The sequence below is a fragment of the Paenibacillus sp. NRS-1782 genome, assembly GCF_050467685.1.
Lineage (GTDB): Bacteria > Bacillota > Bacilli > Paenibacillales > Paenibacillaceae > Paenibacillus > Paenibacillus terrae_A.
In genome coordinates this window covers 57297-71781 of record NZ_JBITPH010000024.1, presented here as the reverse complement: position 1 = coordinate 71781, position 14485 = coordinate 57297, and the positions used below count along the sequence as shown (strand labels likewise).

Genomic DNA, 14485 nt, shown 5'->3' with positions numbered 1-14485 from the left:
CACATGCACTCGGTTCAGACGTCGTGCTTATGTCAGCGGAGCTTGCTTATTGGGGAGGATCGGACAATGCAAACAGAATCTCGCCCTCAGCTACTACTGTATCACCTACCTTAGCCGTAGCCTTCCCTTTGCCGAATGCTCCTTTGGAACGGGTTATTTCCACTTCAAGCGTCAGCGTATCCCCAGGAACCACCTGTCCGCGAAAACGGAAGCCATCCAGCCCTGCCAAGAAACCAATTTTCCCGCGATTGCTTTCCAGATGCAGCAGTGCGAATGCACCTACCTGAGCCAAGGCTTCGGTAATCAGCACACCCGGCATAACAGGATAACCCGGAAAATGTCCAATGAAATGAGGCTCATTCACTGTTACATTTTTAATACCTACTGCTCTTTTCCCTTCCTCCAGCTCTATAATGCGGTCCACCAACAAAAACGGCGGCCGATGCGGGATAATCTCCTGAATTTGATTAACATCCAATTGCAATTTGTCCATTACTTTAATAACTCCTCTCGCTTGCAGGGTTCAGGCTCTTAACAAAATAGAGCCACTGCAAGCATAATATTACCCCGCCTGCGCTGCATAATAACAGTTCAAAGCGGTAACAATGTTAGATATCCTTCACCTACTGCAGAAGTGAAGGTTGAGATAAGGGGCTTTTTCCGCCGGTTATGCAACCAGAGGCGCGAAGAGGCCCTTTTGCCCGTGCTTGGTCTTACCCCGCAGTGTTTAAACTTCCCCATCATTATACAGTTATCAGATGTAAAAAGAAAATTACGCGGAAGTACCATATTGGGTGCTCCTATTATGGGGTGAAGCAGAGCTTCAAATTGAGTCAAGGGGGACGGGCTGCGCGATTTATTTGATCTTCCGATCGCTGTTGCCCCTTAATTTTTTCATTATTTAAAAACCCGATACGGTTAAAATTCAGGGGCAAAGGCGAACGCTGCCGCTTCTCCAGATTCAAATAAACCTCTCCGCCAAGTTGTTTTTGGCTCAAAAATAAAGCCTCGCTTCAATAATACTCGCTTGGCGTGAAGGCGGAACAACACCGAAGGCCCCTGCGATGGCCTTCATTGACCCTCCAACGACGTGCTGAGTTGGAGGGCCCCTGCCGTTGAAGGCACAACAAAACCCTGCGCTGCTGGCACAGGGTTTTGTTGTTTTTATATACTACCCACACAAATTGCGGGTTGATTTACCTTAACAAGAGTGGGCTCGATGGCGGGTAGTAGCGGAGCGAAGGATTTGAATCTGGAGAAGCGTCAACGTTCGCCTTTGCAACGGGATTTTTACATCTGAATAACTTATAAAATAAGAAAATCCCGTTGCAACAGCGATCGTAAGATCAAATCATTCGCGGAGCGACCTTTTCCCACCGCCCCACTCTTTTAAAGTGAATTTAAGGCGCAAATATAAGATCAATGACATGCTGCCAGGTTTTCCATTCAAATACTCCTGCCAGTCCTTGCTTGCCTACGATCACATATCCTGCAATCAAACCACCCAACAGCGAGAATAGGAATAGCAACGGGATTACGAAATAACGGGCAGTACGCCAGCGAGACTTCGCCTTTTCAGGCACCGGACGGGAATCGGGTTGTTCTTCTTTCATCACCAAATCCCTATGCCCTCAGATTGTTAGCCAGGTTCAACATTGTATCGCTAGAAGTCAGCGCCCGTGCCGCCAATTGATACATTCGCTGAACTTGCATCATGTCCGTCATTTCACCCGCTAAATCCACATTAGACTGTTCCAAATAGCCGGAACGTACAGATACGTCCGCTGGAACAGCGCCCGCTACACCTGCTGCACCAAATACATTCGCTTCTGTCACACCATATGCTAGCACGAACAGGTTATCATCGCGCTGTTCCAATCCTTCTGGACGTTGCACATCCATCAGCTTAATCCGCTGACCAGCTATTGGATTTCCCGTTCCGTCTGGGCGAATGAGCAATTCACCGTCCGGGTTAATCGCTACCTTGGAGCCAGACGGAGCAGTTACAGGAACATCATTGTTATCCAGCACTTGATAGCCTTCAGCAGTTGTCAGCAACATCGTTTTGCTGTCATTCGGATCTGGAACAAAATGAAAACTTCCGTCACGCGTCCAAGCCTTCTGTCCATTTCCCTGAACTTCGAACATGGCATTGCCCTGGATCGCCAGATCGGTAGGAAGCCCCGTCTCTTTAAGCGGTCCCTGCTCCATATTTTTCATAGCCGAGGCTATTTTCACACCGTAGCCCAAATTATAGCCGAGCGGCATAGCCCGTCCATTTTGGAGATACGTCGAAGGTTGCTGCTGCACATTGGCCAGCACATCTTCAAAAGAACCCTGTTTACTCTTATAACCAACCGTATTGACATTGGCGATATTATCGGCAATCAAATCCAAGCGCTGCTGCACACTGGCCATAGATACCATTGCGCCGATCATGGAGTTGTTCATCACTTACCCCCTGTTATACACGGCCTACTTCATTAACGGCCTTGTCCAAGCTTTTATCATAAAATTGAATGACCTTCTGATTCGCTTCATACGCTCTTAACGCAGCCATCATATCCACCATCGACTGCGAAGCGTCCACATTGGATACTTCCAGATAGCCTTGACGAACAGTTACCACATCATTTGCAGTCATCGTTCTGGCCGTAGCACCGTCCGTATCATTCAGACGAAAATTCCCGTTACCTTCACGAACGAGCTGGTATGGACGGTCAATGACACTGATTCCAAGCGTCGTTCCCAACGTCTGATTAGAGGCTTTGTCCACTAATTCGCCCCGCTCATTTACTTTAAGCGCTGAAACAGCCCCCGTCAATTGAATCGGCTTTCCATTCGTATCCAGCACTGCTGAGCCAGTCGACGAGAGCAACGCACCCGTTCCATTTACCTGAAAATGCCCGTCACGTGTATAGCGTACATTACCGTTGCTGTCCTGAACCGTAAAAAACGCTTCCGGACGATAGGTGACTTCACCGTTAGCATTGATGAATTTCCCCGCCCGATCAAAAGCCATAGGCCGATTGGTTGCCGGGTCGTTCACGTTAATATTGGACTGTATCGCAAAATCCGTAGCTTGTCCGCTATCCTTCAATGCCCCCTGAATGTAAGGAGAGAGGCTTTCCTCAGCAAAAACGCCAGTATTGAGCTTGCCGACCGTACGGTCCGGATTATCCGGATTGCCTCCAGTCATCGAAATAAGCATTTCGGGAAAAGAACGCTGAACACTGTTTTCCTGCTTGTATCCGGTCGTGTTCATATTGGCAATATTTTGCGTCACGGTGTCATGGCGTCGTTGTTGCGTTGTCATTCCGGCAGCCGCAGTATATAAACCTCTCAACATGTATCGTGCACCCCAATCCTATACTCTCCTGATCAAATATCTGCTCGTACGGAGGCATGGAAGCCAAAACCTAGATAGCCTCCCTGACCGCACACGAGTCGCTTATATTCACTATCGGCAGATTAGAACTTTTTCTTAACGACGTGATCCAAATTATTCAGCATAATTCCTGTGCCCTTGACGACACAATGCATCGGATCTTCAGCAACCAGCACCGGAACACGCAGCTCCTCGGCAAGCAGCTCGTCCAATCCGCTCAGTAACGCGCCGCCGCCTGTCAAAATAACACCGCGGTCAATAATGTCGGCTGACAGCTCCGGTGGGGTCTGCTCCAATACAAACTTGGCCGCAGCAACAATCGCTGACACAGGATCTCTGAGCGCATCCTGCACTTCAGCCGCAGAAATACTTAACGTTTTAGGCAACCCGGATACCATATCTCGTCCCCGGATATCCATCTCTGCCTGTCTTCCGCTCGGATGCACGGTGCCGATGGCGATTTTAATATCTTCTGCCGTACGTTCCCCGATCAAAAGCTTGTACTTTGTTTTCACGTATTTCATGATGGCAGAATCAAACTTGTCCCCTGCCATTTTAATAGAAGAAGCCGTTACTACATCCCCCATAGAGAGAACCGCAACGTCTGTTGTTCCACCACCAATATCCACAACCATGTTGCCACTAGGCTCAAAAATATCCATTCCTGCCCCGATGGCAGCTGCTTTTGGCTCTTCCTCCAAAAATACTTCTTTAGCCCCGCTACGCTCCGCCGCTTCACGGATCGCTTTTTGTTCCACTGAGGTAATGTTCGTCGGCGCACAGATCAGAATACGAGGGTGGCTATACCAGCTTTTCCCCCCTACACGATTGATAAAATATTTTAGCATGGCTTCAGTCACTTCAAAATCGGCGATGACACCGTCGCGCAGTGGACGGATGGCTATGATATTACCGGGAGTACGTCCAACCATACGGCGTGCCTCCTCTCCGACAGCCAGAACTCTTTTTGTATCGCTTTCTATTGCAACAACGGAAGGTTCGTCAAGAACAACCCCCTTCCCTTTGACGTGGATAAGCACGTTGGCCGTACCGAGGTCGATACCGATATCATTACTGAACATATTAAAAAGGCCCCCAAAGTGATATTTTAAAAAGCTAAGATTCGACAAGAAGCGGCAAATATATGTATAAACCTACGGTTACATGTCATTTTTCGATCTTGTACCATCTTTTAACATATCATACTTCAGGGGGTTGATTCAATGGCTTTGCCAGCCAATTCACGATATATTTTTAAGACTTGCCTGAAACAAGGATCTCCCTTCTTTTTCCGCTCGTTTTTTTGTACTTAATTTTCGTCGCTTCTCCTCCCCGCAGATGACGAATGGATTTATGGTATTCGAGAATGTGCTTCACCTGATCTGCAAGGTCCGGGTTGATTTCAGGCAGCCGTTCGGTCAGATCTTTATGCACCGTGCTCTTGGAGACACCAAATTCCTTGGCAATCGTACGGACCGTATTCCTTGTTTCCACGATACAGCGACCGATTTTGATGGTCCGTTCCTTGATGTAATCGTGCACGCTCCCGCCTCCCCACTGTGGATAGTTTGGTACATTATATGAGGAGTATGCCTATATATTCGCAGTATGGCGGGAAGACATGCTTCGGAAGGCCTATTTATTTGGAAAAGCAACTTATGTTTACCTCATGAACTACAAAAGCACAAGAAAAAGCGAGGGATGATGATCCCCCGCTTTGCATGAAAAGCTATTGCCGAATTTATTTTTTAGGAAGCAGACCGGTTGGATTCACTGGCTTGGCATCCTGATACACTTCAAAATGCAGATGTGTTTTCAAATCCTTTTCAAGTTCATTACGACCCGCCGAAGCGATAACATCGTTCTGTTTTACTTGATCGCCTTCTTTTACTTTCAGATCGTTCAGGCTTTGGTAAACGGTTCTGAGATTGTTATCATGCGTAATTTCCACAACGTTGCCAACCAGCGGGTGTTGTTCCACACGGGTCACCTTACCACTGAGGGCGGCTCTCACCTCGAACGTTTGATCATCAGCGCGAGAAAGATCAATGCCAGTGTTGGCGGTAAAGGTTTTATCGTACTCTACCATCGCAGCCGCCTGTTCGTCAGCTGTCGCGTTTTCGTCAAAGAATGGCTTTACGACCTGTACTGCGGCAGCATCCGCCACCGGCCATGCGAGATTTTCCGACTGGGCAACGACCTCCATACTTTCAGGCTGTTGTCCGGTGACATCGGTATTGACCGTTGATGTATTCTGTACCGATGAATTAGCTGGGTCAGGTTTGAAAGACTTCTGGCTGGCATCCTGATAGACCCACACTAGGGTTAGTATAATGGCTGCTGCGGCAATATAGGCTGCCGGGTATGCCCACCTTTTGGACAACAGCTTTTTCCACGAAGACGGCCGTGAAGCCCTTCCACCCTGAAAGGTTTTGGGTGTTTCTTCATGATTTTGGTTCTGGTTTTTATTTTGTTCACTCATTTGCTCATCACCTCAGTAACCAGTGTTACCGGGTGCAACTCTTTTATACTTCAAAGTTTTGAAAAATTTACTAACTTAGAATACGAGAGGCTTGGGCAAAAGAAACGCCCGTGTAATAGTGAAGGAGAATTTGAGTGGCGGTATGTCCTTCCTTGGCCATTCCATTAGCTCCCCATTGGCTCATACCGACACCATGTCCGTAGCCGTAGGTTGTAATGGCGATCCGATCTCCTTCGGCCTTCCACGTAAATTCAGCAGAACGCAGCCCCAGCTTGTTTCGGATTTCCGGTCCTGTAAAAATAGTGCCTCCTACCTCGATCTGTTTGATCCGATGCCCCTTTGTCTTGGAAAGTACCCGAATTTCCGGTATATTCCCTCCTCCAGTAGAAGCGGCTATCGCCGTACGGCGGCTCAATCCCAATCTATCAAGCACATTCTGACGGCTCAGCGTGATGGTTTCTGCATAACGGGGGGCAAGCTGCTTGTCCCATGGACTTGACACACTCCGTAAATAAGGCACAGCCTTGGCCCATACATCCTCTGAATTTTCAGTATAGCCGTTACTGGTAGAAAAAAAGGAAGCGGTAATCGGTTTACCCTCATATACCATGATTGTATCCTTGGTGTCGCGTACAGCCTGCCGGATTTTGGCCAGTTCTGCGGATTTGCCAGCATGCCCCCACTCTCTGTTCAGTTTGGCTTTGGAAATGTAGGCTTGGTGCTTAACCGTATCGGTCACATCCGCCCCCGCCGGAGCGCCGCTGGTGTCATCAGCCAGCAAACGCCGAGCAATGAAGGTACGCGCGGCAATAGCCTGCGCCTTCAGCGCCTCGCCCTCGAAGCTGGGCGGCATTTCGGCTGCTACTACGCCGACAATGTATTGCTCCAGCGGCAGCGTCTCCGTGCGACCGGTGGACGTGACGTACACGCGCACGTCCGGCTCTGCCGCCGCTGGTACACTGCGCGCTGGCGCGGCGGGCACCGCAGGAATCGGCGGGACGCCCGGCAGGCGTGTAACAGGCGCCTCGCCCTTCGCAACCGCAGACGTGGCTGTGCGGTTGCCAGGCGGCAACGTCTGCGCCGTGTGGCGAGGCCATGCCAGCAGTGCGGGCACGGCCAGCGCTAGCGCCAGTAGGCCCACCATAGCCGCGGCGGGCAGCCATGGGCCACGGTTGCCCCAGCGCGGGACGCGCCCGGCAGAAGGCCGTAGATGCGGCAGCAGCGCGGGCGGCAGGCTGCCGCGGGTCGTAGCTGCCCCAGAGACGGGCGGCGACGCGGGGATAGGGCGCTGCGCGGGAGTGACCGCCGCCGCCGTGCGCCGGGCGGTGAAGGTCACTCTGTCAGGAGCTGACGCGCCCGGCGGAACGATCTGCTGTGGCACAGGACGCCCTGCCTGTACAACGGCTATAGAGCCGTGACTGCCTCCCTCAGGAGAAGCCCGGCGGTGTTCCTTGGAGTGATGAATCGGTATACGAATACGAACCTGTGAATCTTTCATAAGCTGAAACCTCCATCAAAGAGCTTGAGTCCGGCTGGAAGCAGAGATATGCTCCAGCAGATATTTTCAATCATATGAGGTCGTCCACTTTGGTAGAACCCTTTTAAGAGAACTGAAAGAATGAAAAAGACAGGCTTAAACATAAAAAAAACCAAGCCCTTTATGGACTTGGTTCCTCACTTGTTCGTAAATGTCACAGCATGTAGCCGCATGAGGCTATATACTCTAAAGCTTAGGCGAGGGAAGGCTGAATCTTAAACAGATTCCCTGATGTCGGTTCTGGTATGACGCGCTCAGCACTGGAGATATCCAGCTTGGGCTCTTCTACCGTAACTCTGTAAATGTCGGCGCCTAACCCGGTCAGCTTCTCAGCCAGATGAACATAACCACGGTCGATGTGTTGTACGCCGGATACCTCCGTTGTACCTTCCGCAATCAGTCCAGTCAGAATCAAAGCAGCACCTGCACGTAAATCTGTCGAGGTCACTTTTGCACCTGTCAATTTAGCATTGCCGGTTACAATTGCGGAACGGCCTTCAACTTTAATCTCCGCATTCATCAGATGAAATTCATCCACATGCATAAAGCGATTTTCAAACACGGTTTCCGTGATAATGCTGGTGCCTTCAGCGGCAAGTTGAAGTGCCATCATCTGGGACTGCATATCCGTAGGGAAACCAGGATAAGGCAACGTTTTAACATCAACGGCCTTTAACGGTTTATCCGAAATCACGCGAATTCCATTTTCATCCGGTTGAATGATTACACCCATTTCTTCCATCTTGGAGATAACCGGTCCCAAATGGTCCGATATCGCGCCTTCTACATATACGTTCCCGCCTGTGATCGCAGCAGCAACCATGTAAGTACCTGCTTCTACCCGGTCGGGAATGACCGTATGCTTCACACCGTGCAGCTTTTCAACACCTTCAATGCGAATAACGCCTGTACCTGCACCGCGCACCTTGGCACCCATACCGTTCAGGAAATTCGCAAGATCGACGATCTCAGGTTCCTTCGCAGCATTTTCAATGGTGGTAATGCCCTCCGCAAGAGTAGCGGCCATCATAATATTTTCGGTCGCACCTACGCTGGCTACATCCAAATAAACTTTGGCTCCACGCAGACGCCCGTTAATTTTAGCTTCAATAAACCCTTGGCCCAGACTAATCTCGGCACCCAATGCTTCAAAACCCTTCAAATGCTGATCAATCGGTCGCGTACCAATTGCACATCCGCCTGGAAGCGAAATTCTTGTGTGTCCCAAACGTGTAAGCAACGGCCCCATAACCAAAAACGATGCGCGCATTTTCCTAACCCACTCGTAAGGGGCTTCACAGGAAATTATCTTCCGTGCGTCAACACGAATGACCTCGTCTTGGTATGTAACGCCTGCTCCTAAGGACTCCAGCACTTTGTTAATGGTCATCACATCGTCTAGAGGAGGTGCATCAATGATAACACTTTCTCCTTCTTCTCCCAAAAGAGATGCGGCGATGATCGGCAGAACTGAGTTTTTGGCTCCGCTGACTTTGACACTCCCGGTCAATCTGTTGCCACCGCGGACGATAAATTTGCTCATCTATGGTTCCCTCCGCGCGTCATTTCCCTTTTCCATCATGGAAAAAAGAACATATTCCGCTATTTTCATGCCTTGCTTTTTCATTACATAAAAAAACAAGATTTTATTAATACCCTAACTGCCATCATAACACTGATTAAATCAAGTATACAAGCGTTTTTTAAACATGAAGAATATTGTGTTTCCAGCCTGTCGGGCTAGCTATACACGTTTAGTTCTTTTGTTTACCATTGTTAACAATATGGCGCGATGTTATTCGACAATTCCCGCAGATACAGGGCCATAAAGTCATTAACCCGCCCACTTCATATTAAAACACATTCTAAAGCATCTGGCTCCATGAGATATAGCTTAAAAGAAAGCCAGACACCAGCTGCCCCAGAATAATGGCAAGAAACAAGTGTAACAATCTGCCCTGTGGTCCCTTAGGATGCCTGATGAATAAATCCAGCTTTAAGCTCTGTAAAGCCCACCAAGCTAGCGCTATACAAATGAGCGACACGATCATGGAGACCAGCGCGGTCATACTCGCCGATTGACTTAACTGTTCAGCCAATTGCTGCTTCCCGTTCATCCGTAATCCCTCCCATCTGCGTCACAGACTTCTTTATAATACTCGGCGAACGCCTAATATGCCAGTGCTATTTCTACTTTCAGGACAATTTTTTCGACAAAATACGAACATTTCCTTCTGTTTCGTGAATTTAAAAGGTACTATGTACCTAGCTAATAAGCAAGAAATGGGACTGTATTTTTGGGAATCATATCAAAAAAGGGATCGATCACAGTGATCGAAGGAAGGAAAAGTCTACCTCCTCTTCTTCTGCCGTAACAGCATTTGGCAGAAACCATGAAGCGGTCTTCTTGTCATTCCATCCGTATACCATGTCGAACCCTTTTACAATCCAGTTAAAAACTCAATGTTAATTCTTATTGGTTCTGATGCTCGTTGCATTTAGACGATTAAGTGCCCGTTGCAGGGCTACCTCCGCCCGATGATGGTCTACTTTATCCTGTTTGCTCTGGAGTCGCAGCTCTGCCCGTTCCCTTGCCGCACGGGCACGCTCCACATCAATATTCTCGGGACGCTCCGCACTTTCAGCCAAAATGACCACTTTATCCTTGCGGACTTCGACAAAGCCCCCATTGACCGCAATCACTTCTGTCTGACCGCCAGTTTTAATACGTACCGGCGCAATCTTCAAGGGAGTGACCAAGGGAAGGTGTCCGGGTAAAATCCCGAGATCGCCTTCCAAGCCGCGAACACTGATGCTGTTTACCTGTTCTGCAAAGACCAGGCGCTCCGGCGTCACAATCTCCAATAAATATGTGCTCACTTGAATCCCTCCTGAAAGCTGTCCGTAGACAGCTCACTTCGTAAGGCTCGGCTATTCTTTGCCTGTATGCTACAGCGTTTTGGCTTTTTCTACCGCTTCCTCGATGGCCCCTACAAAAAGGAAGGCCGCTTCTGGAAGATGATCATACTTGCCTTCCAGAATTTCTTTGAAGCTTCGTACAGTTTCTTTAACCGGTACATATTTACCCGGGAAGCCGTTGAACGTTTCGGCAACGTGGAAAGGTTGGGACAGGAAACGCTGGATTTTGCGCGCACGGGCTACCAGCATTTTGTCTTCCTCACTTAGCTCGTCCATACCCAGGATGGCAATGATATCCTGAAGCTCGTTATAGCGGGCCAAGATTTGTTTTACACCTTGTGCTACATTGTAGTGCTCTTCACCTACAACTTCTGGAGCCAAAATCCGGGAGCTTGATGCTAGTGGATCAACCGCCGGGTAAATACCCATCTCGGAAATTTTACGCTCCAGGTTTGTCGTTGCATCCAAGTGGGCAAACGTTGTAGCAGGAGCCGGGTCAGTGTAGTCATCCGCAGGCACATAGATGGCCTGAATGGAAGTAACAGAACCCTTTTTAGTAGAAGTAATCCGTTCTTGCAATTGACCCATCTCAGTTGCCAGTGTAGGCTGGTAACCTACTGCCGAAGGCATACGTCCCAACAGGGCGGAAACCTCGGAACCCGCTTGAGTAAAGCGGAAAATGTTATCAATAAAGAGCAATACGTCACGGCCTTCCTGATCACGGAAATACTCCGCCATCGTCAGACCGGTAAGGGCAACACGCAAACGCGCGCCTGGAGGCTCGTTCATTTGTCCGAACACCATCGCCGTTTTATTGATAACGCCGGAATCTCTCATTTCATGGTACAAGTCATTTCCCTCACGCGTACGTTCACCAACACCTGCGAATACGGAAATACCACCATGTTCCTGAGCGATATTGTTAATCAATTCCTGAATGGTTACGGTCTTACCTACACCGGCACCACCAAACAATCCGACTTTACCGCCTTTGGCGTAAGGAGCCAGCAGGTCGATAACTTTAATGCCGGTTTCGAGCATTTCTGCTTGAGTTGTCAATTCATCGAAGGCTGGAGCCTGACGGTGAATCGGATTTCTAGCTGCTTCACTCAAATCAGTACCATTATCAATTGGCGTTCCAAGTACGTTAAATACGCGTCCCAGAGTTGCTTCACCGACAGGTACCGAAATAGGTGCTCCCTGATCAATCGCTTCAACTCCACGAACCAGACCATCTGTGGAAGACATGGCAATACAACGCACACGGTTGTCACCAAGGTGTTTCGATGCTTCGAGCGTCAGGTCAACTTTGACTCCGTTCTCCAGCACAGTCCCAATATGAATGGCATTCAGGATTTCTGGAAGCTGTCCACGTTCAAACTCAACGTCGACAACCGGACCCATGATGCTCACTACGCGTCCTTTGTTCATCTTTTGGTTTCCCTCCTACAAGCTTGCACAGCCGCAAATCCGAGCTACACGATTTGTTTTGCGCCCGCAAATTATCATATTAGTATAGAACCAGCTATGCAGCAGTCCGCAAAAAAACCCATTAAGACTGGGCACTTGCCCCTGCCACGATTTCCGTAATTTCCTGGGTAATAGCCGCTTGACGAGCACGGTTATAGGTCAGCGACAGCTCACCAATCAGCTTCGTAGCATTTTTAGTGGCAGATCCCATTGCTGTCATTTTCGCTCCCAGTTCACTCGCCTTACCGTTCAGCAAAGCACCATAGATGAGTGTTTCCGCGTATCGCGGCAACAGTACTTCCAGCACTCCTTCCGGTGACGGCTCATACTCATAGTTAATCGAGGATGCAGCAGCAGCGGAATCCGGCGTCGCCATAGGCAACAGACGGTCAACGGTTGGAATCTGAGTCAATGCATTAACAAAGCGGTTATAGCATAGATACAGCTCATCAAATTCTTTGAGCTCAAAACCCTGCACAGCTTTGTTGGCAATCGTCTTGATATCTGCAAAAGCAGGTGTATCCGACAGATCTGTTACCGACTCGGCAATAGGAAACTCGCGGCGTCTGAAATAGTCCCGTCCTTTTCGTCCAATAATGAAAATTGTAAATTCATTCTGTGAACGGTGACGTTCCGCAATTGTCTGTGTAACCTGCCGCAAAATGTTGGCATTATAACCACCAGCCAGACCACGATCAGATGTAATGATGAGATATGCTGTCTTTTTGACCGGACGCGATTCCAGCATCGGGTGCTTAACATTGTTTGACCCCGCAGCAATACTGGTCACAACTTCCCTAAGCTTTTCCGAATAAGGACGAGCCGCCTCAGCCTTCTCCTGAGCTTTTCTAAGCTTGGATGCAGCTACCATCTCCATCGCTTTCGTAATCTGCTTCGTACTCTGCACACTTTTGATCTGACGTTTAATCTCGCGCATACCTTTTGCCATGATTTCACCACCTTCAAGCTTTGGCAAAGCCAAAGCTAACTTCGTAAACCGGTTCTGGATATCCGGCCGTCCATGATGAAGGACAGTCGAGCCGGACTAATCATAAAAGGCCTGTTATTGAGGATAAAACATGCCAAGGAAGCCACAGCCCGGAGGGCACGCTTCCTTAGGACACTTCTCGTCATAAACTGGCAAATTCCAATGTATTAAACCGACGTGGCAAATGATTTTTTGAATTTCTCGATAGCTGCTTTGAGAGCCGCATCGTTATCAGGTACCAAATCTTTTGTATCACGAATAGATTGAAGAATATCTTGATGATCAGACTCCATATAAGAAAGGAAGTCTTTCTCAAAACGTTTCACGTCTGCTACAGGAATATCATCCAGGAAGCCTTTTACCGCAGTGTACAGGCTCACAACCTGTTGCTCTACAGCCAGCGGCTGATTAACACCCTGTTTCAAAATCTCCATCATACGCGCGCCGCGATCCAGACGAGCTTTGGTGGACTTGTCCAAATCAGAACCGAATTGGGAGAACGCTTGAAGCTCACGATATTGGGCGAGATCCAGACGCAGAGAACCTGCAACCTTTTTCATCGCTTTGATCTGAGCCGAACCACCTACACGGGATACAGAAATACCTACGTTAATCGCTGGACGTTGTCCTGCATAGAACAAGTCAGCTTCGAGGAAGATTTGTCCGTCTGTGATGGAAATAACGTTCGTTGGAATATAGGCAGATACGTCGGAAGCCTGTGTTTCGATGAATGGCAACGCAGTTAGCGATCCGCCGCCTAACTCGTCATTCAGCTTCGCAGCACGTTCCAGCAAGCGGGAATGCAGATAGAAAACGTCACCTGGATATGCCTCACGGCCCGGTGGACGACGCAGCAACAGGGAAAGTTCCCGGTAAGCTGACGCTTGTTTGGTCAAGTCATCGTATACAACCAATACGTGCTCGCCTTTGTACATAAAATACTCACCCATAGCGCAACCAGAGTAAGGTGCGATATAGAGCAACGGTGATGGGTCGGAAGCTGCCGCTGTAACGACAATCGTATATTCCAAAGCACCATGACGACGCAAGGTTTCAACAACTTGAGCTACCGTAGATTGCTTTTGGCCGATGGCAACATAAATACATTTCATTCCGCTGCCTTTTTGATTCAAAATCGCGTCAATCGCAATAGAGGTTTTACCTGTTTGACGGTCACCGATAATCAGCTCGCGTTGACCGCGACCAATCGGAACCATCGCATCAATAGCTTTAATCCCCGTCTGCATTGGCTCATGTACCGATTTACGGGCCATAACACCTGGAGCTTGGCTTTCTACCGGACGGAATTCCGTTGTAGCAATCGGGCCTTTACCGTCAACTGGTTGTCCCAGCGGATTAACAACACGTCCGATCAATGCTTCCCCTACAGGAACCTGCATGATCTGACCTGTACGTTTCACTTGGCCGCCTTCGCGGATATCGGAGAATTGACCGAGAATAACAACACCGACATTGCTTTCTTCCACGTTGAGCGCCAAGCCCAAAACGCCGTTTTCGAATTCAACCAATTCACCGGACATGACTTTTTCCAGTCCGTAGACGCGGGCAATACCGTCGCCGACTTCAACAACAGTGCCGACTTCAACGACCTCGATATCATTTTTATATTGTTCAATCTGACTTTTAATCAATGAACTGATTTCTTCAGGTTTGATACTCAAGTGTGTTCACCCCTATCTT

General features: G+C 48.9%; 15 protein-coding genes. All 15 read right to left on the bottom strand.

Annotation, left to right across the window (positions count from 1 at the left end; genetic code table 11):
- Positions 1-46 precede the first annotated feature (46 nt).
- A complete protein-coding gene (gene fabZ / locus ACIFQM_RS10825; protein WP_430038633.1) occupies positions 47-493 on the bottom strand; it encodes a 3-hydroxyacyl-ACP dehydratase FabZ in 447 nt (148 codons plus the stop codon).
- Positions 494-833: 340 nt separating this feature from the next.
- Entirely contained in the window at positions 834-998 is a 165-nt protein-coding gene (locus ACIFQM_RS10820; RefSeq protein WP_430038635.1) for a hypothetical protein, read from the bottom strand.
- 402 nt (positions 999-1400) lie between these two features.
- A complete protein-coding gene (locus ACIFQM_RS10815; protein WP_430038637.1) occupies positions 1401-1613 on the bottom strand; it encodes a DNA-directed RNA polymerase subunit beta in 213 nt (70 codons plus the stop codon).
- A gap of 10 nt (positions 1614-1623) precedes the next feature.
- Positions 1624-2451 (bottom strand): flagellar hook-basal body protein, encoded by an 828-nt coding sequence (locus ACIFQM_RS10810; RefSeq protein ID WP_430038639.1) that lies wholly within the window; start codon positions 2449-2451, stop codon positions 1624-1626.
- 13 nt (positions 2452-2464) lie between these two features.
- Entirely contained in the window at positions 2465-3349 is an 885-nt protein-coding gene (locus ACIFQM_RS10805; RefSeq protein ID WP_430038641.1) for a flagellar hook-basal body protein, read from the bottom strand.
- Between the two features lie 122 nt (positions 3350-3471).
- On the bottom strand, positions 3472-4470 hold the full coding sequence (locus ACIFQM_RS10800) for a rod shape-determining protein (protein ID WP_430038643.1): 999 nt from the start codon (positions 4468-4470) through the stop codon (positions 3472-3474).
- 172 nt (positions 4471-4642) lie between these two features.
- Positions 4643-4930 carry a sporulation transcriptional regulator SpoIIID gene (spoIIID, locus tag ACIFQM_RS10795; protein ID WP_007432737.1) on the bottom strand — a complete coding sequence of 96 codons (288 nt, stop codon included), beginning with the start codon at positions 4928-4930 and terminating at the stop codon, positions 4643-4645.
- A 199-nt stretch (positions 4931-5129) separates the two neighbouring features.
- Positions 5130-5870, bottom strand: coding sequence for a M23 family metallopeptidase (locus ACIFQM_RS10790; RefSeq protein ID WP_014278464.1), 741 nt, complete (start codon positions 5868-5870; stop codon positions 5130-5132).
- Between the two features lie 70 nt (positions 5871-5940).
- Positions 5941-7368, bottom strand: coding sequence for a stage II sporulation protein D (gene spoIID, locus ACIFQM_RS10785; RefSeq protein WP_430048705.1), 1428 nt, complete (start codon positions 7366-7368; stop codon positions 5941-5943).
- Positions 7369-7600: 232 nt separating this feature from the next.
- Positions 7601-8950, bottom strand: a complete 1350-nt coding sequence (gene murA / locus ACIFQM_RS10780) for a UDP-N-acetylglucosamine 1-carboxyvinyltransferase (protein ID WP_430038648.1) — start codon at positions 8948-8950, stop codon at positions 7601-7603.
- 322 nt (positions 8951-9272) lie between these two features.
- Positions 9273-9524, bottom strand: coding sequence for a DUF1146 family protein (locus ACIFQM_RS10775; protein ID WP_025683770.1), 252 nt, complete (start codon positions 9522-9524; stop codon positions 9273-9275).
- 349 nt (positions 9525-9873) lie between these two features.
- A complete protein-coding gene (locus ACIFQM_RS10770) occupies positions 9874-10287 on the bottom strand; it encodes a F0F1 ATP synthase subunit epsilon (protein WP_430038650.1) in 414 nt (137 codons plus the stop codon).
- Positions 10288-10356: 69 nt separating this feature from the next.
- The gene (atpD, locus tag ACIFQM_RS10765; protein ID WP_014278469.1) at positions 10357-11757 is read right to left on the bottom strand and encodes a F0F1 ATP synthase subunit beta; all 1401 of its coding nucleotides are present in this window, start codon (positions 11755-11757) and stop codon (positions 10357-10359) included.
- 121 nt (positions 11758-11878) lie between these two features.
- Entirely contained in the window at positions 11879-12745 is an 867-nt protein-coding gene (atpG, locus tag ACIFQM_RS10760) for an ATP synthase F1 subunit gamma (protein WP_430038652.1), read from the bottom strand.
- 206 nt (positions 12746-12951) lie between these two features.
- A complete protein-coding gene (gene atpA / locus ACIFQM_RS10755; RefSeq protein WP_025683774.1) occupies positions 12952-14466 on the bottom strand; it encodes a F0F1 ATP synthase subunit alpha in 1515 nt (504 codons plus the stop codon).
- Positions 14467-14485: the final 19 nt, after the last annotated feature.